The sequence below is a fragment of the Lysinibacillus sp. A4 genome (genome assembly GCF_024919535.1).
Lineage (GTDB): Bacteria > Bacillota > Bacilli > Bacillales_A > Planococcaceae > Lysinibacillus > Lysinibacillus capsici.
In genome coordinates, this window is sequence record NZ_JANWTB010000007.1 from 22,542 (window position 1) to 45,558 (window position 23,017).

Below are 23,017 nucleotides of genomic sequence, written 5' to 3' on the forward strand. Positions count from 1 at the left end.
AGTCTCGTGTATTGAGACCTCCCTTTTTCTATTGGAAACGAGTTAAGCTTGAACTTGCGGAGTTTGCGTTGGTGGTGTTAGCACTTTTAAAAGTTCTAGTCGAGACTTTGTTACTGTGGCTGTTACACCCAACTTAGATAAATTCGAAACAATCTTTTTCAAATCTACTTCTTTTGTCATACATTCCACCTCAATCTTTCCTCGATTTTATATAACGTTTTATTTACGAAAAAGTTTCATTTTTCTACGAGTATGATGTCTGACAAATTTATCATACCATTTAACTTACCTTTAAAATTTTTCAATTTTGTTACATTGTAAATTTTTCACATCATCAAACTTTTCCATCAAACATATTTAAATTACCCAAAATGGCTACATTTTATTCAAAAATCAGAACATAGATTTAAAAAATTTTAAATTGCTTCATTTCTTTCTTTACTAAATTGTTCCACTTTATTCAAGCTTCCCCTCCCCTATTGTTGTAATCGCAAGAACAAGAGGGGTAGAATATACATATTGAAATATCGTATGAAAGCAGGGAACTGTATGAAAAAGGCTATTTTATTATTGATGTCTGTTCAATTCCTCGTTTATCTAGGGTTCGGCATTATTATTCCCGTCTTACCAGAGGTAATTGTGCAGCAAAATTGGCATGATCTCCACGTAGGTGGTTTATTGACCGTCTATTCACTTGCAAGTTTTTTCACAGCACCGTTTTGGGGGATGCTATCAGATAAGGTAGGGCGAAAACAACTAATCCTTACTGGTCTAATTGGCTTTAGCCTTAGTTTTGTTATTTTTTCACTATTTATTGATAACCTAGCTATATTGTATGTTTCACGTATTATTGGTGGTTTATTTTCTGGTGCATTATATACAGCAGTAACAGGATTTATCGCCGATATGTCTAGTGAAGAGGATCGCAATAAGTATATGGGCTTTATGGGCATGTCCATCGGTCTTGGGTTTATTTTTGGTCCAGCAATCGGAGGAATGCTAGGCCATTATAGCTTGCAGTTACCGTTTACTGCATCAGCATTATTAATTGCACTATTATTTATTTATGCAAGTTTCGTCCTAAAAGAACCTAAAAAACGAAAAGATTCAAATAAACGTGCTATAGTGCCAAAAGGTGCTGCAACAATGCTACAATTTCGTGTGCGCTATTTATTTATGTTTTCTTTTTTAGTAACTTTTATGCTAGCGGGCGTGGAGGCTACATTTCAGCTATTTCAAATTGAAAAAATTCATATTACACCATTACAAATTGGTTACTTGTTCATGTTTAGTGGCTTTGTCGATGCAGCTATTCAAGGAGGGGTCGTTCGACGCATAAAAAATGGCAGTGAAACGACATGGTTAATCGGCGCACAAATTGTAACTGCTGTCGGCATGCTTTTATTTACATTAACAGCTAATCTTTTTATCGCTGGGCTTGCCCTTTGTGTTTTTACAGCAGGTAATGCACTTGCAAGAACATGTGTTGTATCACTCTCCTCTAAAGAATCTGGAGGACAATATGGAACTGCCGCTGGTCTGTCCTATTCGATGGATAACTTAGGACGTATTCTTGGTCCACTATTTTTCACATGGTTATTTACTGTCCAAGCAAGTCTTGGTTATTATATTTCGGCTGCAATAGCCATTCTCTCTATAAGCCTAATTTATATATATAAGGCATCCCGTAAATCATTGCGTCATCCATAAAATATAGTAGGTTGCAATTTATGGATACCAATCGTTGAGTCAGTAATCATAGAAACATCCTATCTATTAGAGAATTACTAATTAAATCATGCGGATTATCCCTATATATCAAAGGGATAATCCTTTTCCATGCTAACTAGCCATTTCATATCTTCTTTCCGCATTTGAAGTAGGCTATACTAAGTATGTTATTAACAATACAAAGGCAGGTGTAGGAATGAGCATTTTTACAGATATAGAATATTTAGTTCCTTTAACTTTGTTTTTTAATATTTTATTAGCCATGACCATCATTTTCTTAGAACGTAAAGATGCTACCTCTACATGGGCATGGATTCTCGTGTTATTTTTCCTGCCATTAGCTGGATTTATTTTGTACTTATTACTTGGAAGACAATTACGAAGAAAGCATCTATTCCGTTGGGAAGGACGCAAGGATATCGGGATTGATAATCTAATTACCTACCAGATGGAAGCGATTCGTGATGAAACGTTTGAGTTTCGTATTGCTAATGCAGAAAATTATCAAGAGATGATTTATATGCACCTCAGAACAAACAATGCGGTATTAACACAGGACAACCATCTGGATATTTTTGATGATGGTGCCGATAAATTTGAGCAGCTCCTTAAAGACATTGAAGCAGCTAAAGATCACATCCACATCCAGTATTATATTTTCAGACTTGATGACTTAGGTACACGCATCGTCAATGCATTGATAAAAAAAGCAAAGCAAGGTGTTAAGGTAAGGCTTCTCTACGATGAAATGGGATCACGTAATGTAAAAAGACGTCATTTTAAAGAGTTGCTGCATGCTGGTGGTGAAGTAGAAGTTTTCTTCCCATCCATTTTGCCACTTCTTAACCCTCGTTTAAATTTTAGAAATCACCGAAAAATCGTTGTCATTGATGGTCGAATTGGCTATATTGGTGGTTTTAACGTCGGTGACGAGTATTTAGGTTTACAAAAAAAGTTTGGTTATTGGCGTGATACACACTTACGTATTGAGGGTAGTGCCGTACATCCTTTGCAAACCCGCTTTTTACTTGACTGGAACCAAGCTAGTGCTCAACAAAAAATGGGGTACTCTGATCGTTACTTCCCTGCCATCCCGAAAAAAGGTGATGTGGGTTTACAGATTGTTTCAAGTGGACCAGACTCGGACTGGGAGCAAATAAAGATCGGTTACTTAAAGCTTATTAATATGGCTCAAAAATATATTTATATTCAAACACCATATTTCATCCCAGATGTTAGTTTTTTAGACGCCATTAAAATTGCCACCTTGTCAGGCATTGATGTACGCATAATGATTCCTAATAAGCCTGATCACATGTTTGTATATTGGGCTACTTATTCTTATGTTGGTCAATTATTACGTGCTGGAGCCAAAGTCTACATCTATGAAAAGGGCTTTATCCATGCTAAAGCTATTATTATTGATGACGAGGCTTCCTCTGTCGGAACAGCGAATATTGATGTACGAAGTTTTAGTCTGAATTTTGAAGTCAATGCCTTCATATATGATGCAAATATATCGCACCAATTGGCAGAACTGTTTGAGAAGGATATTTTTGATTGTACGGAATTAACATGGGAAATGTATAAAAACCGTTCAACACTGATTAAATTTAAAGAATCTATTTCCCGTCTATTAACACCCATTTTATAAAAATAAAAAGGAAGAGAGCCTATTCACCGCATGGCTTCTCTTCCTTTTATTATTTAACACCTAAATATTCTTCCAATGTAATGTTTTTCTTTGTTATCTCTTTTGCAATCTCTTTGCCCACATAACGATAGTGCCATGACTCATACATATAACCTGTTATCTCTTCTTTGTTTTGAGGGAAACGCAAAATAAAGCCATACTCCTGTGCGTGTGCAAATAGCCATTGCCCTGCTGGAGTTTCCCCAAATTCTTCTGTCAGCCACACATCTTCTTTTCCACGCTCTCCTATATCAAATGCTAAGCCTGTTTGATGTTCTGAGTAGCCAGGTCGAGCACTATATCGATCTGCTGCTGCCTGTCCATCACGTTTAACATAGTTATTATAAAGTGTTGTTTGATATTCAAAAGATCGGTAGCCACTAAATGCAACTAAATCAAATCCTTGCTGCTTGGCAGCGGCTAGCATTTGATTTAACGCTTCTCGTGCTTCTGGATTTTCTTCAGGTGCAAAGGTAGATGGAAGCGGATAAATTTTATTAGCTAACAGAATACCATTAATATAAGTCGGTTCCGTAGGTAATGTTTGATTTGGAAGATACCCATTTTCGTCAGGTTGTTGCTCTGGCTTTGCAGGAGTTTCAGTATTGTCTGGTTTCTCTGTTGCAGTAGAATCTTGTTCAGCTGGTTTGTTTGTTTCTGTTGTTTTTGGCTGCTCATCAGATGCACTATTTACTTGATTATTTTTATAGTTATAGACTACAAAAATTGCTACGATTAACGCAATAGATATGAAAGCACCAACGATAAGCGGAAGACGATTGTTTTTCACTCTTTATACCCCTTTTAAAATATCAGGTATCTAAAAGGATGTTTTAAAGCATTTCACCTTGAAAATACCTATTTTATTGTATTACTAGTTATAATCTTATTTTAGCACTGTTCACATTTTCAGGTGTAAATTTCCTACGTAAATATTCAATTAATCTGTTAGAACGATGACAAATACTACTATAGATGCAATTGCGAAAAAAATTGCCATATACTGCATCCATTTTGCTTCTTTTACATAACCTTGCTCTTTAAAGCTTTTTGCTCTAAACCCATTTGATAAGGCAAACATGATCGTCATTGCAAGTACGGCAAAATTAAATTTCCCCATAATAATAAATACTAGTGCTGCAATACTAAAAATTGCAACAAGAATAGATGATAGCCATTTTTTGTTCATCTTGCTGTCCTCCTAAAAAAATCGAGGCAACAAAGGCGCCTCGACATCAATCAATTTATTTTTTTGCTTTCTCAGGATGTTCCGAATAATATTTACGCCCAATATATGTTTGAATAATCAACAATGCACCACTGACAGACCAATACAAAGGCAGTGCTGCCATAGAAGACATAGAGATAAAGACAATCATAATTGGTGAAATATAAATAAACATTTTCATCTGCGCTTTTTGTTGTTCAGGTACCGTCCATAAAGATACACGAGCCTGGATCAGGTAAACAATCCCTGCAACAATAGTCATCACGATATCAGGTGAACCTAAGCTAAACCATAAAAACTCATGGGATTTAACATCGGCAGAATACAAGATCGAGAAATACAGCCCCATAATAATTGGCATTTGAATTAACATCGGTAAACAACCCATATTAAGTGGATTAATGCCATGCTTTTGATATAGAGCCATCATTTCTTGTTGATATTGCGTTTGCTCTTCTTTTGTCTTAGCTTCCTTCATTTTTTTCTGAACGGCTTCCATTTCAGGTTTAAAAGCATCCATCTTCGTTTTCATTAATTGTTGTTGACGATAGTTTTTTAACATAATCGGCATTAAGACTAAACGAATTAGAACAGTAATCGCAATGATTGCTAAACCATAGCTCCCTGAAAAGATATCATTCCCAAAAAACTCCAATAAAAATTCCATAGGTTTTACAAAGATACTATAGAAAAAACCTTCTTTGTTTTGCACAGCTTGACAGCCACTAAGAACAAAAACGGCAATACCAAGCATTGAAAATAGCTTCAAATTTTTCATTTTTCCACCTACTATTATTTATCAACTACTGTGAAGTATACCTTATAGGGTCTCTCTTTATCAAATAGCAAGTGCTACTTATTCCTTAAGCTGTTTCCTCAGATGATTCATCAAAAAAGATGCGAGCTTTAGCAACGCTAATATCTTCGCATCTTCTCATTCTCTATGCACAAAATCTAAACATTTTGTAATTCAGCTTCTGCCATTTCAAAACGATAAAATTCATGATGAAGCTCGTCTCTAAAATGTTTTGGCGTAACTCCAGTATATTTTTTGAAAATACGTGTAAAATAACTTTGATTACAAAAATGGAATTGATCTGAGATAGAAGTAATACTTTTGTTTGTATGTCGTAAGTAGTATTGTGATTCTTCTACACGTCTTACATTTAAATACTCAACCAATGTAATGCCCACATGTTCTCTAAAAATACGTGATAAGTGACTAGTACTTATATGAAAGTTATTCGCTATACTTTCAACAGTTAAATCATTTTCAAGCTCGTCATTTATATACATTATCACTTTGTTAACAGTTTGATGTCGGAAAGTCGGTTGTTTGCGATCTGCAATAAAGTAAACAAAGAAATCAATTAAATCATCGGCAAATTGTAAAAACTCTGCGTCTTTCATCTGATTTTCAATCATATCGTTACACGCAATATTGAAAGCAAATGCTTTTTTCGAAGGTACTTGATTGTCCAGCAATTTACGAGCAACAATTGATGACAAAACAGAAAAATAACTTCGAACGATTTTAATGACCTGTTTGCCAAAACGAATTGAGAGAATATCAATTAACTCATGCAAAGATTTTTTCGCTTTTGCAGATTCTAAATGGTAAATTTCAAAAATTAATTTCGACTCAATATTAAAAAATTCTTCGACACCGATATATTGATTAATATTATCGATTTCTTGGAAGTATCTTTTGGATATCGTTTCTGACATAGAATGTTGATGTAGTTGCATAATCTTCCCCATCTTTCCTCAGAGTGCACGAATTGCATGACAATATTTGACACCAATCCCGACGAATTAAAAAATAAGAAAATAGTATTTACTTATTCAATATAAGAACTGAGTCCTATTTCACAAATTTTATTAACAAATAAATCAAAAATAACCCTACTAAAACACCAGATATAAAAAAAATAGACTATACAGTGAATTTTACCATATTCTGCGATTTCCTTTCAACCACATTTTAATTGCTACTCTAGTTCTAATTTATCACATACGCATAGTAGAAACCTCGTAAACTTATTCCTAACAATTAAATTTTACCATATACATATCAAAATAAATTAGTCATTTTATAAATTTATTTACAAATTATACAAAACAACTTACATCATTCTAATGAATCATTCGACATTTTTCTATTTTATTCCTAAATCTTCTCTATATAATTTATATGAATATGTAGTAAAATAGATGATAATACTATTTTTAAAAGTTTAGACGAGGTGTTTAAAGTGGATCCAAAACAAATAGAAGAGATCATGGAGATTATTAAGGAGTTCTTCCCTGAAAATACGTCCATCGCTATCTCTGATACAAATGAATATTTGTATTACCAACCAAGCAAGAAAGTTGATTTAAAAATTAAACCTGGTGACCCTATCAAAGAAGGTTCAGCCGCACACAAAGCATTAAGCTATGGTCAAAAAATCAGCTCTTATATCGAACCTGATGTTTTCGGTGTCGCCTATTATGGCATGAGTATTCCTTTAATGGAGGAAGGCGAAACAAAAGGAGCTATTACTGCTATCTTCCCGCAAAAACCATCAGCATTCTTAACAAACTACATTACCATCAAAATTGATGATTGCTGGTACCCAATCAAACATGATCAAGTTATTTATTTAGAAACACAACTCCGTAAAACATTTGTTAAAACAATGACTCGTGAAGGTTATCACCGTTTAAACTTAAGTGATCTAGAGCTATTTTTAGCACCTGACTCATTTATTCGTTGTCACCGCTCTTATATCGTTAACATTGACTACATCGATGAAATTCAACCAGATTCACACTCAACGTTTTTATTAATTATGAAAGATGGGACACGTATTCCTGTTAGCCAACGCTATGCAAGCTATTTCCGTCGTTCTTTAGGTTTCTAATTTGTATGAACAGCGAGCAATTATAAAAATTGCTCGCTGTTTTTTTGCCACAAATCAGACTCATTTACCTCCCTATTTAACTATTTTTGCACTATTTTTAATGTAGAAAACAACTAAATTTATACAGCTCTACAATAAAACGTTTTCTCTGTCGAAAAATCATCTTAATGCTCGATTTTCCTTTTTTTACTCAATTTAATGCTAATTCTAAAGTTTTTGTGACAATTTGGTGATAGTATTATTCAAATGGTTGGAGTCATACTACAACTGAATAAACAGAAAATTCTTAAATGTTTTTTCTAGTTTTGTAATCGGTTTCCATCAAAATTATTTAGGGGAGGATTTTTTTATGGATGCAAATGTTCAAAAACGCCTAGGTTTAAAAGAACTTGAGAGTAAAATTGTAACTGCTGAAGAAGCAGCAGCACTGATTTCTAATGGTGATGTAGTTGGGATGAGTGGTTTTACTCGTGCTGGGGATGCAAAAGTTGTTCCAATGGCATTAGTTGAGCGCGCAAAAAATGAAGAATTCAAAATTGATGTATATACAGGTGCATCATTAGGACCAGAAGTAGATAAGTACTTAGCAGAAGCTGGTGCAATTCGTAAACGTGGACCATTCCAGGGTGATGCGGGTATCCGTAATTTAATCAATTCTGGAGATATCTTATATGTAGATGCTCATCTTTCTCATAATGCTGAGCTAGTGCGCCAAGGAATTATCGGACCAATCAAGTATTTAATTCTTGAAGCGGTTGCTATTACTGAAGATGGATTAATCATTCCAACAAACTCTGTAGGTAACTCACCTATCTTTGCCGAATATGCAGAAAATATTATTATCGAGTTAAATATTTCTCATCCAGAAGCTTTAATCGGTATCCATGATATTTATGTACCTGGAGAACAAGGTAAACGTGAAGCTATTCCAATGACAGATGCTATGCAACGCCTTGGTGATATTGGTATCAAAGTAGATCCAGCTAAAATTAAAGCAATTGTTATTTCTGAAGAGCCAGATGCTCCTTCATTAATTGTACCTCCAGATGAAGAAACACAAAGGATGGCAAACATTTTATTAGACTTCTTCCGTGACGAAATTAAAGCGGGCCGTTTAACAAAACAATTAATGCCATTGCAATCTGGTGTAGGTTCTGTAGCAAACGCAGTACTTGATGGCTTTGCAGATTCAGAATTTGAAGATTTAATTGTTGCATCTGAAGTACTTCAAGATGCTGTATTTAACTTAATCGATGCTGGTAAAGTTAAATTCGCCGCTGCTACTTCAATCACACTTACTGAAGAATTACAGCAAAAAGTTTATGGTAATTTAGAAAAGTATGCTGATAAAATTTGCTTACGTCCACAAGAAATTTCTAACCACCCTGAGCTTATCCGTCGTTTGGGTCTAATCTCAATCAACACAGCTCTTGAGTTAGATATCTATGGTAACGTTAATTCGACGCATGTGTCTGGTACTCGTATGATGAATGGTATCGGTGGTTCAGGTGACTTCGCACGTAACGCACGCCTTGGTATTTTTGTTACAAAATCATACGCAAAAGGTGGAGCAATTTCTTCTATCGTGCCAATGGTATCTCACGTTGACCATACAGAGCATGACGTTGATGTTATCGTTACGGAACAAGGTATTGCTGACTTACGTGGTCTTGCACCAAAAGAACGTGTACCTTTAATTATTGAAAACTGTGCACACCCAGATTACAAAGAACAATTATGGGATTACTATAACCGTGCAGTTGAGGCAACTGGCAACCACCAAACTCCTCATCTGTTAGAGGAAGCACTTTCTTGGCATGTAAATCTTGCTAAAAACAAAACAATGAAAAAAGAAGTTGCAAAAGCTTAATTATTAAATTCTCGTACGTCTAATAAGTATTAACTTATTAGACGTTTTTTTTTACGTGAAAGCAAAAAACAAGTGAGAAGTATTATCGATTGGAAAATGCTATAATAGGACTATACTAATCTTATTGACTATAATGTTCTATTTCATCGGAGGAACCATGAAGAAATTTATCTATGCTATTATTTTCTTTTCGTTTTTCGACCTTTTTACCCAGCTTCCTGTTATGAGTACTTATGCTGAGTCTTTAGGTGCATCGGCATTTCTCACTGGTCTTGCAGTGGGCATGTATTCGCTTTCCAATACATTCGGTAATATCATTTCTGGCTTCTTAACGGATCGCAAAGGACCTTTCATTATACTCATAATAGGTCTTCTAACAACGGGTCTATCATTAACATTTTATAATTTAGTAGAAGAGCCCATTGCTCTATTAATTGTACGTTTTATCCATGGCCTTGTTGCAGGCTTCATTGTTCCTGCTGCCTTTACATTTCTAGCGAACGCTACAGAGCAGGAAAAAAGAGGAAAGGGCAGTGCTATTTCTGGCGCCTTTGTTGGTATTGCAGCCATTATAGGCCCTGCATTTAGTGGCATTTTAGCTAGCCGGACAAGTGTACCCTTTGTTTTCAATATCACAGCAAGCTTTATGCTTCTGCTAGGTATCCTTGCGTGCTTTATATTGAAAGCAAATCAAGTAAAAAAAGAGAAGACTAAACCAAGTAATTACATTCCGATCAGTGTCTTTTTTAATAACACAGGAACATTAAAAGCCTTTTTAGGAGCCTTTTTCTTAATGTTTTCTCAAGGGGTTATTGCGTATCTACTCCCTCTTAAAGTATATTCCTTAGGCTTCGACTCTCGTTTAAGCGGCACTTTAATGAGTACATTTGGTATTATTGCAGTTCTTGTTTTCCTATTACCTACTAATCGTATTTTTGATAAGGTTAATCCACTCAAAACATTGTCTTTTGGTATAGGTTTAATGGGAATAAGCCAGCTATTAATTAGCCAAGCAAATTCTAGCTCTTTACTCTATACAGCAATGGCTTGCTATGGGATCGGATTCGGTTTCCTATTCCCTTCAGTAAATTCGCTGCTAATTGACTCTACAACTGCTGAAGTACGAGGAAAAGCTTACGGTTATTTCTACGCGTTTTTCTCTCTAGGAGTAGTTATAGGCTCTTCTTTATTAGGTTGGCTATCACTTGGTACTGTCAGTGGCTTTGCATTTACTGGCTTTGTATTATTGCTCTTTGCAGGCGCAATTCTTATCCCACACAAAAGACCTTCTCATGCTTAGATGAGAAGGTTTTTTGTTTACTTTTCCTTTTCTTGAATTTCTTCATTATAGAAATGAACACCAGTATGTCCTCCACCTTCAGCTACCATTTCATTCGAGGCAATTTTAGTTGGTGAAGTACCAGCCTCTGTTGCTACCTCTGTAGCTACACGTTCTGCAATATTGTCATGCATATCAGGACCTGTAGTAAGATACGACTCTAATTTTGCTTTCATACTATTAAACATTGTTAGTGCTTTATCACGATTCTCTTTTTTACTGAAATAAGATGCTGCTAGTCCTGCTAATCCTGCAACGACAACACCTGTTCCTTTTCGTTTTGCCATAGTTTATAACCTCCTAAAAATATAGAAACTAGCTCTGTAGTATAGTTTTTCCCTATTCTTAAAAGAATAAACATTATTTTTTTATACCCTCTAGCATATATATTAATGTATGGATAAATACTTGCCCTTTTATCTAGTAAAAACTCCGTCAATCCATTGTAGTTCGTCTAGTTTTTAATGCAGACAATCTCACTCTATTTCCTATTAAAGCCCAGTTATCGTACCCTTATTTTTAGCATTCGTCAAAATTTTGTAACTATTTATGATTATAAAAGGCAAGTAAAGGGAATTAATGAATTAATACTAAAATAGGAGAGTGGTTAAAATGAAAGATTTCGATTTAGCATATGATTGGATAGATATGGCTTCATTAATTGGCGGGGCTGGCTTCTTAACAGTACTAATTTATAGTGTCATTCTATTATAAGGAGCTATTTACATGATTTGCTCTAGCAATTAAAAGGCAATCCGCTTAATTAAAAGCAGATTGCCTTATTTTTTATTGTTTTACATCATTGTATGCATCTGACTTTTCAAATGCTGCCACCACATAGGAACAAACGGCCTTCATTTTATAACCATTTTCGCGTGCATACGATGCTGCTTGATCGAGTAATTGTTTGGCCACACCTTGACCACGGAGCTTATCAGATACATATGTGTGATCCATTACCATTACTGAGCCATTTTGCTGCCAAGTAATTTCTGCTAGTTTTTCCCCTGCTTGCTCATTCAAAAATGCAAACTTATTTTCTGCTAATTGTTGTAATTGGAATTCCATTTCTCACCACTCCTTTTATTCATAGTACCATAGCTTTTTATATTTTCACAAAATTTGTGTACGCTTCTTTTATCAAATCAGCGAAGCTATGTCCAGATATTCGGTTAGCTTTCCTATGTCGAAAACATCACACTTCAAAATCTTTCACTTGTTGCATCAAAAAAAATCTGTACACCTTCTCTAGCAAAGTGAGAAGGTATAACAGATTCCTTTCTATCAACTATAAATTTAGTTAAACCATGAAGAAATAGTATCTTTTAAATTAGCAAAAAAGCTTTTTACGCTTTCCCAGAAACCTTTATCTTCCATAAGTGAGCCGAATTTTTCTTGGATTGTATTACTGATATCATTTAATTGATCAGACCATTTACTAAAATCAATGTCCAACTTGCTTATTTTATCCATTAGATCCACTAGCAATTGACGGTCCTTTTCACTTAAATTAATTTCAAGCTTACTTAATTGCTCTTCTACAATTTTCTCCACATCTTCACGTGTTGCTGGCTTTAGCTCTGCAATTTGCTTTTTAATTTCTGTCAGTAATTCCGCAACCTTTGCATCGTCTACCCCTGCAGATTCTGCAATGGATGTTGCTACTGATAATTCTTCGTTTGCTACATCTGTACGATCAATATCCAGTGTTTCCCCTGTAGTGACCTCATATGCCTTGTAAATACCTACTAATGCTGAATGCCCTGTAACGGCTTTCGGTGCAGCTACTTGTACGGATGCATCCTGAATTCCTGCTGTTAACATCGCATTTGCGTACATCTCTGAAGTTACCTGCGTTATATTTGATGGTGTGACAATTTGTATTACTAGACCCTCTCCTGCTTCTCTGCGTGTAATCTTTGCAGAAGAGTACATACGTGAGCTTGAATTACTATCTTTAATGTATTTTACTAGATCCTCACCAGACACAGTAATTTCTTCAATTTCAGGTTCTTCGCTTACTTTTAATGATTTTTTTACAGACTCTTTTTCAGCCTCAGATAAATTTGCTCCATACACGACGATCGGTACGCCTAGTTTTTCATCAATTGCTTTTGGAGGCGTATTGTCAGATGCAAATCCTGTTGCTGGTGCCATCACTCCAAATACTAACATTGTAGCAGTTAGTATTTTAATCCATGTTTTTTTCAAATCGTGTGACCCCTTTCGCTAAAACTTCATAATTAGCAAGTATAATGTATGCCACTATACAATAATTAGTACGAAAAAAAGACGAGAAGGTTTCAAGGATGTCTCTCGTCACTTTTCCTGTTGTAAATGTTTTGCTAGCTAGTCAAACAAACCATCCTTTAAATTTCTTCAGTCCAACCGTCCTGTTGTTTCACTTTACCAGCTTTCATTAACGTTCCTAAGGCACGTTTAAATGCCCCTTTACTCATATTAAACATTTCTTGAATCTCTTCAGGAGACGATTTATCACCAAATGGCATTTTACCGCCCACATCCTGTATATACTTTAATATTTGTTGCGCATCATTTGAAAGACGCTCATGTTTTCTTGGTAAAAGTGAGCCATTCATGGAACCATCGTCTTTTACATCAATAATACGTACAACTACATCTTGTCCTAATCGAGGCTCATTATTTCGCTCAGACTCATGCACAAAAATACGGTAAGGAACCTCTACACCTAGCAAAAATGTCCCGATCGGTAACAAACGATATGGGCGTGCTTGGATATTCTTATTGTGCATATCTTCAAATGCACCTTCATATAGCTCCGAAATTTTTTCCTCTGTGGCTAAACGACCAAATAAATCACCGTTACGATCTGTACGTAGTGTCATAAATAAATGATCGCCTGGTTCTGGCCATACCTCTTTTAATGCAGGTAAATCTTCTGCTCTTACTAATACTTCACGAGATGTACCAATATCCACAAAAGCACCTTCACGTTCCACTACTTTCAAGACACGTGCCCAGCCGTATTCACCTTGTGTAAAAGCTGGAATAGCCGTTGTTGCAGCCAAATCTCCACGACGGTCTGCAAATAAAAATACTTCAAGGCGGTCACCTACTGTTAGTGGCTCTGTTACCTCTGAAGCATTTAAAGGTAGTTCTTCAACTCCATTTGTTAAAATCCATTTTGATGCTTGTTGTTCTAATACCGTTAATGTAACGACTTCACCTGATTTTAATGCGTTCATATTGTCTCCCTTTCCTTCACACCATCATTTTAAAGATTGTGCTGTGTCTTAGATGCCTCTAATTTTTTCACGATGTCTGGATTTTCTTCCATTACTTGCACAAGATCTGCAATACGATCGATTGAATTCCAACTTAAATGATGTTCAATTCCCTCTACATCATCATAAATACGTTCTTCATCCACACCAATCATTCGTAAAAACTGCTCGAGCAATTCATGACGCTGCACAAGACGCTTTCCGAGCTTATCCCCTTTAGGCGTCAATGTCAGTCCACGGTACTTTTCATAAACTAAATAACCATCTTTATCTAATTTTTGAACCATTTTTGTAACAGAAGAAGGAAGAACAGATAATGCTTCAGCAATGTCAGACACTCTCGCATATCCCTTGTTGGCAATTAATAAATATATTTGTTCGATATGGTCCTCCATACTAGGTGTTGGCATATCCTTTTCCCTCTCTTTCCTTTTCTTACTCTCTAGTTTACTACAAGCTTGGCTTAAAAGTTAACTGAAAATACATTGCCTAGAAAAACACTTCCTATACAACTTAAATAGAGCCTCTTCTATTAAGAAGTAGGCTCTATTTTGTGTCGAGGATACTTATTTACCACATGTAACGCATGAATAATCTCTTTATTAATACGCTCAATGTTTCCAGGAGTATTCATTTCTTTAAATGCCTCATCTCTAGCTTCCATAGATGTAACATACTTACTTGGCAATGCATTTAGTGTAAGTGCCACCGTGTCTAATTCACAGATTTCGCATTTACAAAATGTTTGATATTCTGGTCCTCGTAGTAAGAAGCTTACTAAACCACGCACAATTTCTTCTGTAACATTTACTAAAATAGGATCTGACATATTCAAACTTTCGCCTCATTTATATTTAATTGTTACATTACTCCTGAAACTATAATAGCCTTAAAAAAAGTCTTTTTCAAGAATCACAAGTAGCATCTATTCGCATAAAATCCCTCGTGCCAAAGCAAGATTAATTTCCTACTTTTTCATATATTTCTACACCTTACTTACTACTTTTTTGCTCTAATTAGTCTTAATGAATTAAACACAACTAATAGTGTTGCACCCATATCGGCAAAAATTGCTATCCATAATGTTAACCATCCTGGTATGACAAGTAGCAATGCAATTAATTTTAAAACTAGGGCAAATATAATATTCTCTTTAATGATACGTAATGTTTTTCTGCTCAAGCCAATAGTGTAAGGAAGCTTTGTTAAATCATCACCCATTAAGGCAATATCTGCTGTCTCAAGAGCTGCATCTGTTCCTGCTCCACCCATGGCAATTCCTACGTTTGCAGTGGCCAATGCTGGTGCATCGTTTACACCATCTCCAACCATTGCTACAGCACCAAATTGTTTACGTAAATCCTTAATCGCCTTTAATTTTTCTTCTGGTAACAAGCCAGCGCGCACATCTGTCATCTTTAATGAAGTAGCAATGGCTTGCGCAGTAGGCTCTGCATCGCCTGTTAACATCACCATATGCTTTACTTTTAAGGCATTTAATTTGTTCAATACATCCTTGCTTTCATGACGTAATTGATCAGCAATTGCAACCAGTCCAATAAGTTGATTATTCGAAACAGCTGCTACTACTGTTTTACCCTGTTCTTGCAGATTCTTAACCTGACTTTCTATGTTTTGATCTACAGAAGTTAATGAAGTAGCCCATTTCATGCTACCTACATAAATAATCTGATTATCAACGGTAGCATAGGCACCTTTTCCTGTTACTGATTGGAAATTTGTTGGTATTAGCTCAGATAATTTTTTATCGTGTAATCTATTTAAAATTGCTTTAGCTAAAGGGTGCTGTGACTGTTTTTCTACCGCTGCCACTAGTTGTAACACATAGTCCTCTGACCAGTTTTCAGTCGTTACGATATCTGTTACTGCTGGCTGCCCCTTCGTTAATGTTCCTGTTTTGTCAAAGGCAACAGCTTCAATATGTCCTAGCTGCTCTAAATGAACACCACCTTTGATCAGTACACCTTGCCTTGCTGCATTACCAATGGCTGTAACAATGGCGACGGGCGTAGAGACGACCAGTGCGCAAGGACATCCTACTACTAAAACAGCTAGCCCTTGGTAAATCCAATGCTGCCAATCACCTACTATTAAAGGTGGAATTACAGCTACTAAAAAAGCAATAACCATAATCGCTGGTGTATAATACTTTGCAAAGCGATCTACAAATTGCTGAGAAGGTGCCTTTTCTGCTTGTGCTTCTTCCACTAGATGAATTATTTTAGCGATAGTAGTATCTTCTACACGCTTTGTCACACGTACTTCAAGAGCACCCTCTTCATTTAAAGTCCCAGCAAATACTTCATCATTTACTGTTTTATTTACGGGAATCGACTCACCTGTAATAGCTGCCTGATTGACTGCAGACAACCCACTAATGACTATGCCATCCATCGCAATCTTTTGCCCAGGCTTTACAATCAAAATATCTCCTATTTCTATATCCTCAGTAGGTAACTCAACCTCATGGTAGTGTTCACCGTGGGCTCTTTTGATAATCGCTGTTGGTGGAGCGATATCCATTAATTGACGAATAGATTGACGTGCCTTATCCATTGAATACGCTTCAAGTGCCTCACTCACAGCAAATAAAAATACGACCACTGCCGCTTCTTCCCATTCACCGATAATAGCAGCTCCAATGATGGCGATTGTCATAAGCGTCTTCATATCAAATTCAAAGCGAACTAAATTACGGAAGCCTATTTTAAAAATACCCACTCCACCCACAAGGATAGCTATAATGAACATGGAAATCGGTAGCGGGCTCGATTCCCCATTCATACCCGCAAATAGATAACCTAGAATGACAAAAAGCAATGAAATTCCTGCTAAAACGTTTTCCTTTTTACGATAAAAAGGTGTAGTATTTTCAAGTGCTTTTGCTGCCGATTGTGTAACCTTAATGCCATCAAAGGCACCTGCTTCTTCAATTTGGTCTACACTAATAGCACCGATTACTGTAATTTTAGAAGCACCAAAATTCACTTGTGCATCCTGTACTTCTGGTATAGCCTTTACGTTTTTCTCAAACTTTGCAGCACAACTAGCGCAAGATAAATTTTGCAATCTGTATTCTTGTTTAATTGGCGTCGTTGCCATTCGCAATCCCCTCTTTCGCATGTTCGTAGGCAATTGTTACAATTTGATATACATGCTCATCCGCTAAAGAGTAATACATTTGCTTACCTTTGCGGTGTGATCTCGCTAAATTATTATCTTTCAAATATCGTAAATGATGGGATGCTGTAGCAACTGAAGAACCAATAATAGTTGCAACATCACAAACACATAGTTCATCTTCCACCGTTAAAGCATAGGCAATTTTAAGTCTAGTTTCATCAGATAACGCTTTTAAAAATTTGGCTACACCTGATAAATCAGGCATTTGTTGTTTCACCTTTGTGACTGCTTCTTCATGTACATGCGTCACCTCACATATTTCTTTCGGCATTTTTCTCACCTCATTCAAATATTCGTTTGATTGTTTTCAATGTAACATATTATTCCATCATATTCAAACGAATATTTGAATGTTAGGATGTATATCCTTCAATAAAAAAAGTTAGCGCACTTTCTGTACGCTAACTCTTTTATTACTTCGCTATTAATTGTAATGTTTTCCCTTTTATCTCTTCCTGTTTAATAAATGTTTGATGGTAATCACCATTTGCCCAATCCAGCACCTGATCTTGATACCAATCAGATTTTACATGACCACTTTGACCAGGACCAACAATATGATAGGCTGAGCTTAAATCACCTACATCCACCACAAAACGCCAAGATGCACCGTGATCTACATTACCAGCTAAATCATTATCTGCTGCTTGTACGGTAACTTTTGATCCACCAATAGGAACCTTTTTAGCATTAAAATAGGCTGCAAGAATAGGCGATGCACTTCCTAGTGTATGGTCAAAAGTAAGCTGATGGTAATCACCCCATTGCCATTTCGAGGAATTTTTTCCGAATTGATCTTCTAATTGTGCAATTGTTAGCTCAAATGCCTTGTATATGGTTTCATCAATGCCACCCTGCTCCTCAATCCAAATGCTTTTCTCTCCAGAATAGGCTGTACGTAAGAGCTGGTCTGTAATATTAAACTTCCCATACATGATGCCATACATATCTTCAGGCATTTGATCTTTAAACAAAACTTCCTGTAGCTTAATCATTAATGTATGGAACACAAGTGGTGCACCTGATTCCTTTGCGTCTACCATATCCCACTTCTCTAGCATGGCTATAATCTCGGCATACTTCCCATCCTGATCTTTTTCTTTTAAAGATGTTAATAAATCAGGCAGAAATTCTCTCGCATAGAGGTTGTGCTGATCCATTTGCAAAGCCATCATATCTTCTACTGTAATCGCATCATTTGCCTCTAACACTTCTTTAATTCTTTCGAAACGATAAGGTTGCGCCCAGAAATCAGTTATGTGATAAGGGTAGTCCTCTCCTATTACTTGGTTATTTGCCGTTGCAATAAAACCTTCTTTTGGATTTACTAGAGTTGGTAATTCATCCCATGGGATAAAGCCCTCCCAGCCATAGTCACTCGAATCACCTGGAACTGGTAATTGGCCCTCACCTTGCTTACGAATAGGTATTTGACCATTAGCTTTATAGGCAATCGTACCGTCTTTTGATGCAAATACAAAATTTTGTGCTGGCGCTTTAAAGTCTTCTAATGCTTTTTCGAAATCACCCCAAGTTTTTGCCTTATTAAAACCAAGCACTGCTCTTAGTTCAGCTGTCGGTTGTAGTGCTGTCCACTGCATCGAAAATTGTGCGGTTGGCTCTGTATCTTTAAAAGCTAAATCTGTCATTATAGGGCCGTGACGTGTAACAACGACTTCAAAATCTACCGTTTCTCCATCTTTTACCTTAATTGATTCGTCGCGTACCTCTGCTTGTTCCCACTTTCCATCGTATCGAAATTGTGTTGGATTATCTGGATTTGGTATTTCAATATATAAATCCTGTACATCTGGACCCACATTGGTTACCCCCCAAGCAATTTCATCATTATGGCCTAAAATAATACCTGGAATCCCTGCAAAGATAACGCCACTAACGTTTTGCTGTGGTGATTGCAGATGCATTTGATACCAAATAGAAGGGGTGCTTAACCCTAAATGTGGGTCATCTGCTAAAATAGGCGTTCCTGATTTCGTTTTATCACCTGAAACTACCCAGTTATTACTTCCGTTAAATTCGTTTGGTAACATTTCCGCACTGAATTGCCCAGCTACCGCTACAGGATTTTGGATATTGGCCTCGATAATCGCCGAAGCATTTTCTGGATATTTAATAAATAATTCTTTTGCCTTTTCTTCATCAAAATTCTGTAGTGCCCAATGACGAAAAGCTAACGTATTCCAATTTCCACCCAGATCATAGGCCATATATTTTCCAATGGTTAAGGAATCAACAACTGTCCACTCCTCAGGCTCATAGCCTAACAAAGCGAATTCATAGCTTAGTGTATTGCTTTCCTTTGCCTGTGCAATAAAAGCATTTACTCCTTCAGCATACCATTCAAGTACTTGTTTGCTTTCGTCATCATAGGCAGCTAATGACTTCTCTGCAGCATCTCGTAAGCTAAATGTACGGAAATGTTTGTCGGTATTAACCGTTGCTTCTCCAATAATTTCAGATAATCGACCACTTGCCTGCCTTCGTGCTAAGTCCATTTGAAATAGTCTATCCTGTGCTTGGACATAACCTTGTGCACGATACAAATCCGCATCTGTTTTGGCAAAAATATGCGGAACCCCTTTTTCATCTCTCGTGACTGTCACATCCTGATCCAGAATAGTAACAGCTAATTCACCATCAATCACCGGCTTAGATTTATTCATAAACCATGTAAATCCAATAAAAGCCACAAGAGCCAAAGCAGCTATTATCCCAGCTATGACAATGAGCCACTTTTTCCAATTAAACTTTCTCTTCCCCACTGAATAACCCCCTTTTTGCACTATATTCCCGTACTACCTTCCCAAACCCGCTTTGAAACGCAAAATTTTTTAGCGAAATTTCTTATTTTATGTATATAAAATCGTCTCTAAATACAAAATTTTATATTTATTCGCTATTAGAATAGTATAAACAATAGGAATTATGAAGGCTACTGAGTAATGTTAAAAATTCGTTTTCATAGAGATATAAGAATTCTATAGAGTATATTTTCTTTTATCTTCACTCGTGAAGCGGTCCATTTTATGGAAGCGGATTCCCGTATGGTTGGAGCGTTCTTCACTACTTTAGAGCGGGTACTCACTTGATCGGAGCGCCTCTTCCACACTTTAGAGCAGATTCCCATGTGATTGGAGCGAATAACTCCTCACTTTAGAGCTAACCCCCTAGCATTGCCAAACCTCACATTTAAAAGTCATCTTATTCAGTTACAAAATACAAAAAATCGTATTTCCATTAAGAAAATACGATTTAAGTACTAGCATTGTAATTGCAATTCAATTGGACAATGATCACTGCCCATAATGTGTGGGTGAATTGTTGCGCTTTCAATTTGTTCCTTCAATTGATTGGATACAACAAAATAATCGATACGCCAACCAATATTACGTTCACGCACTTTATTCATATAGGACCACCATGTGTAGTGGTCAGTTTCCTCGGGATGCTTGTATCTAAAAGAATCTACAAAACCGCTTTCCAATAACGCTGAAAATTTTGCTCTCTCTTCATATGTAAAGCCCGAATTTCCAATATTAGATTTTGCATTTTTTAAATCAATTTCCGTGTGTGCAACATTTAGATCACCACAATAAACCACTGGCTTCTGACTATTTAGTTCTTGTAAATAGCTAGCTAAACGATCCTCCCATTGTAAACGTAATGGTAACCGCGCTAAATCACGCTGTGCATTTGGAGTATAAACATTTACTAAATAGAAATTCTTATATTCTAATGTTATAATTCTGCCTTCATCCTGAGAATCTTCGGCACCCACTCCATACTTAACAGACAATGGCGTGTGCTTCGTGAAAATTGCTGTTCCAGAATACCCTTTTTTCTGCGCGTAATTCCAATACTGCTCATAACCTTCAATAGTGAGCTCTACTTGTCCAGCCTGACATTTTGTTTCTTGGATACAAAAGAAATCAGCATCTATTTGATGAAAAAACTCTAAAAAGCCTTTACCTAGACATGCTCGTATTCCATTAACATTCCATGATATAAATTTCATTTATCCACACTCCTAAAAAAACGCCCTTCGGCTTATGCGAAGGGCATCCTATTATAGATCGTCACCAACAATTTTGACTTCCGTCTCTAATTCAACGCCAAATTTTTCTTTCACTACACGTTGAACCATTTGGATTGTCTTAATATAGTCTGAAGCAGTAGCATTTCCTTTGTTGACAATAAATCCTGCATGCTTGGTAGAGACTTCAGCATCACCAACACCTTTACCTTGTAGGCCACTATCTTGAATAAGTTTTCCAGCAAAATGTCCAGGTGGGCGTTTAAACACACTTCCAGCAGATGGATATTCTAAAGGCTGTTTTGATTCACGTTGGAAGGTTAAATCAGCAATCTTCGCATCAATTTCCTCCTGTACGCCTACTGCTAATTGAAATTCAGAGGACAGCACATAATAACCCTTTTTGGCAATAATGCTTTGTCGGTATCCTAGCTCAAGGTCTTCTTTACCTAATATTAAAATGTCCCCTTCTTTTGTTAACACCTTCGATGAAACAATAATATCTTTAATCTCACCGCCATAGGCACCTGCGTTCATAGCCATTGCTCCGCCAATCGATCCAGGAATACCACATGCAAATTCAAAACCTGTTAAGGATGCTTGCGCTGATAGCTTTGATACATCTTTGATCAGTGCACCACTTTGTGCATACACATGCTCACCAGAAATACGAATCTCATCTAAGCGTGAAAATGTTACAACGATTCCCCTATGACCGCCATCTCGAACAACCATATTAGACCCGTTACCTAACATTAATAAAGGAATATTATTTATATATGCATAGCGAATAACGGATGCTGCCTCTTCTTCTGTTTCAGGAAGAACAAAAACATCTGCTTTGCCACCTAATTTTGTCATTGTGTATTGCTGTAATGATTCATTTAACTTAATATTGGCAGGATTAATACTTTTTGCTAAATCCACCGCCCATTGTTCTTTTGTCATGAGAGCTAATTCCTTTCTAACGTCCTTCTTACTCTACACCAGTATGGATTTACAACCCCAATTTGACAAGTAAAATGAAGGGTATTTTTATCTCATATTAAAAGACAGGTAAGACCTGTGCAGAGATGATGAATATTATAAAGAAAATTGACAGTCATTCCAAGTGTCGTTTTTAGGACACTATTTTATTGTATTATCTAATAAAATAATCCATTCACCCTAGAGCCAACTACTTGCCCATGTTTCGATATTGCGGATAGCACCTTCAAGTGCCTGACCTTTATCTGTTAATGAATACTCAACGCGTACCGGTACTTCTGAATATACCTTACGTTCAACAAGCCCCTCTTTTTCAAGCTCCTTTAAACGTTCTGATAATAAACGTCCACTGACAGGTAGTGCAGATTCGATTTCATTAAAGCGCTGTGGTCCATCTAGTAATTGATATAATATTAACCCTGTCCATCGTTTTCCGATTAAATCCATTGCTTTAGCTAAACGAGGACACAAAGTTGTCTCATTCATATTTTTTCACCTCTATGTAACTATTGTAACGATTAATGCACTAAATGTAAATTTGAAGTAACTTATTTACGTAAAATAATCTATTAACTTTTATATATTTAATTACAAATAGTAACTTATAATTTCAATGTTGGACATATCTAACAAGGGAACATAAAATGTCTTAGACTAAACGCTATCCTAATAAAATGCACATATTTCCAATAATATGCCTATTCCATTTTAAATATGTTTTGTTTCATGTTCACAGATT

22 protein-coding genes are annotated in these 23,017 nt (G+C 36.3%); 5 read left to right on the forward strand and 17 right to left on the reverse strand.

The window, feature by feature from the left end; translation table 11 throughout:
* Window positions 1-42: 42 nt before the first annotated feature.
* Window positions 43-180 carry an Lmo0850 family protein gene (locus tag NY607_RS15095; protein WP_004232019.1) on the reverse strand — a complete coding sequence of 46 codons (138 nt, stop codon included), beginning with the start codon at window positions 178-180 and terminating at the stop codon, window positions 43-45.
* 369 nt (window positions 181-549) lie between these two features.
* Here NY607_RS15095 and NY607_RS15100 point away from each other — a divergent pair, with 369 nt between their 5' ends.
* Both NY607_RS15100 and cls read left to right on the forward strand, forming a co-directional pair.
* Window positions 550-1,710, forward strand: coding sequence for an MFS transporter (locus NY607_RS15100; RefSeq protein WP_227744929.1), 1,161 nt, complete (start codon window positions 550-552; stop codon window positions 1,708-1,710).
* 217 nt (window positions 1,711-1,927) lie between these two features.
* Window positions 1,928-3,385, forward strand: coding sequence for a cardiolipin synthase (gene cls / locus NY607_RS15105; RefSeq protein WP_048394260.1), 1,458 nt, complete (start codon window positions 1,928-1,930; stop codon window positions 3,383-3,385).
* A gap of 49 nt (window positions 3,386-3,434) precedes the next feature.
* On the opposite strand, the gene NY607_RS15110 is transcribed toward cls, so the two are convergent.
* From NY607_RS15110 to NY607_RS15125, 4 genes are all read right to left on the reverse strand, one after another.
* Window positions 3,435-4,214 (reverse strand): M15 family metallopeptidase, encoded by a 780-nt coding sequence (locus NY607_RS15110; RefSeq protein ID WP_131520855.1) that lies wholly within the window; start codon window positions 4,212-4,214, stop codon window positions 3,435-3,437.
* Window positions 4,215-4,364: 150 nt separating this feature from the next.
* Window positions 4,365-4,613 carry a hypothetical protein gene (locus NY607_RS15115; protein WP_054549596.1) on the reverse strand — a complete coding sequence of 83 codons (249 nt, stop codon included), beginning with the start codon at window positions 4,611-4,613 and terminating at the stop codon, window positions 4,365-4,367.
* 55 nt (window positions 4,614-4,668) lie between these two features.
* Window positions 4,669-5,430: a membrane protein insertase YidC gene (gene yidC / locus NY607_RS15120; protein ID WP_004232011.1), complete on the reverse strand. Its 762-nt coding sequence runs from the start codon at window positions 5,428-5,430 to the stop codon at window positions 4,669-4,671.
* 176 nt (window positions 5,431-5,606) lie between these two features.
* Window positions 5,607-6,401: a helix-turn-helix transcriptional regulator gene (locus NY607_RS15125; protein ID WP_048394255.1), complete on the reverse strand. Its 795-nt coding sequence runs from the start codon at window positions 6,399-6,401 to the stop codon at window positions 5,607-5,609.
* A 506-nt stretch (window positions 6,402-6,907) separates the two neighbouring features.
* Here NY607_RS15125 and NY607_RS15130 point away from each other — a divergent pair.
* The 3 genes from NY607_RS15130 (at window position 6,908) to NY607_RS15140 (ending at window position 10,728) form a co-directional block, all read left to right on the forward strand.
* Window positions 6,908-7,558 carry a LytTR family DNA-binding domain-containing protein gene (locus NY607_RS15130; protein WP_004232004.1) on the forward strand — a complete coding sequence of 217 codons (651 nt, stop codon included), beginning with the start codon at window positions 6,908-6,910 and terminating at the stop codon, window positions 7,556-7,558.
* Window positions 7,559-7,907: 349 nt separating this feature from the next.
* Window positions 7,908-9,428 (forward strand): succinyl-CoA:acetate CoA-transferase ScpC, encoded by a 1,521-nt coding sequence (scpC, locus tag NY607_RS15135; RefSeq protein WP_131520856.1) that lies wholly within the window; start codon window positions 7,908-7,910, stop codon window positions 9,426-9,428.
* 157 nt (window positions 9,429-9,585) lie between these two features.
* Window positions 9,586-10,728: an MFS transporter gene (locus NY607_RS15140; RefSeq protein ID WP_396631599.1), complete on the forward strand. Its 1,143-nt coding sequence runs from the start codon at window positions 9,586-9,588 to the stop codon at window positions 10,726-10,728.
* Window positions 10,729-10,745: 17 nt separating this feature from the next.
* On the opposite strand, the gene NY607_RS15145 is transcribed toward NY607_RS15140, so the two are convergent.
* The 12 genes from NY607_RS15145 to NY607_RS15200 form a co-directional block, all read right to left on the reverse strand.
* Window positions 10,746-11,054, reverse strand: a complete 309-nt coding sequence (locus NY607_RS15145; protein WP_004232000.1) for a hypothetical protein — start codon at window positions 11,052-11,054, stop codon at window positions 10,746-10,748.
* A 499-nt stretch (window positions 11,055-11,553) separates the two neighbouring features.
* Window positions 11,554-11,835, reverse strand: coding sequence for a GNAT family N-acetyltransferase (locus NY607_RS15150; protein ID WP_009370656.1), 282 nt, complete (start codon window positions 11,833-11,835; stop codon window positions 11,554-11,556).
* 228 nt (window positions 11,836-12,063) lie between these two features.
* Window positions 12,064-12,978: a DUF1002 domain-containing protein gene (locus tag NY607_RS15155; RefSeq protein ID WP_048394252.1), complete on the reverse strand. Its 915-nt coding sequence runs from the start codon at window positions 12,976-12,978 to the stop codon at window positions 12,064-12,066.
* Window positions 12,979-13,136: 158 nt separating this feature from the next.
* A complete protein-coding gene (locus tag NY607_RS15160; RefSeq protein ID WP_048394250.1) occupies window positions 13,137-13,994 on the reverse strand; it encodes a CvfB family protein in 858 nt (285 codons plus the stop codon).
* A 29-nt stretch (window positions 13,995-14,023) separates the two neighbouring features.
* Window positions 14,024-14,443, reverse strand: coding sequence for a transcriptional regulator MntR (gene mntR, locus NY607_RS15165; protein ID WP_004231993.1), 420 nt, complete (start codon window positions 14,441-14,443; stop codon window positions 14,024-14,026).
* Window positions 14,444-14,565: 122 nt separating this feature from the next.
* Window positions 14,566-14,862 (reverse strand): late competence development ComFB family protein, encoded by a 297-nt coding sequence (locus NY607_RS15170; protein WP_369700627.1) that lies wholly within the window; start codon window positions 14,860-14,862, stop codon window positions 14,566-14,568.
* Window positions 14,863-15,032: 170 nt separating this feature from the next.
* Window positions 15,033-17,156, reverse strand: a complete 2,124-nt coding sequence (locus NY607_RS15175; RefSeq protein ID WP_066038024.1) for a heavy metal translocating P-type ATPase — start codon at window positions 17,154-17,156, stop codon at window positions 15,033-15,035.
* The gene (locus NY607_RS15180) at window positions 17,137-17,508 is read right to left on the reverse strand and encodes an ArsR/SmtB family transcription factor (RefSeq protein WP_054549600.1); all 372 of its coding nucleotides are present in this window, start codon (window positions 17,506-17,508) and stop codon (window positions 17,137-17,139) included. The genes NY607_RS15175 and NY607_RS15180 overlap by 20 nt, the downstream gene beginning before the upstream one ends.
* Window positions 17,509-17,650: 142 nt before the next feature.
* On the reverse strand, window positions 17,651-20,020 hold the full coding sequence (locus NY607_RS15185) for a penicillin acylase family protein (protein WP_083225398.1): 2,370 nt from the start codon (window positions 20,018-20,020) through the stop codon (window positions 17,651-17,653).
* Window positions 20,021-20,517: 497 nt separating this feature from the next.
* Complete coding sequence (locus NY607_RS15190; RefSeq protein ID WP_259419918.1) at window positions 20,518-21,273, reverse strand: exodeoxyribonuclease III; 756 nt, start codon at window positions 21,271-21,273, stop codon at window positions 20,518-20,520.
* Between the two features lie 51 nt (window positions 21,274-21,324).
* A complete protein-coding gene (gene murB, locus NY607_RS15195) occupies window positions 21,325-22,239 on the reverse strand; it encodes a UDP-N-acetylmuramate dehydrogenase (RefSeq protein WP_131520864.1) in 915 nt (304 codons plus the stop codon).
* A 219-nt stretch (window positions 22,240-22,458) separates the two neighbouring features.
* A complete protein-coding gene (locus NY607_RS15200; RefSeq protein ID WP_004231981.1) occupies window positions 22,459-22,764 on the reverse strand; it encodes a winged helix-turn-helix transcriptional regulator in 306 nt (101 codons plus the stop codon).
* Window positions 22,765-23,017: the final 253 nt, after the last annotated feature.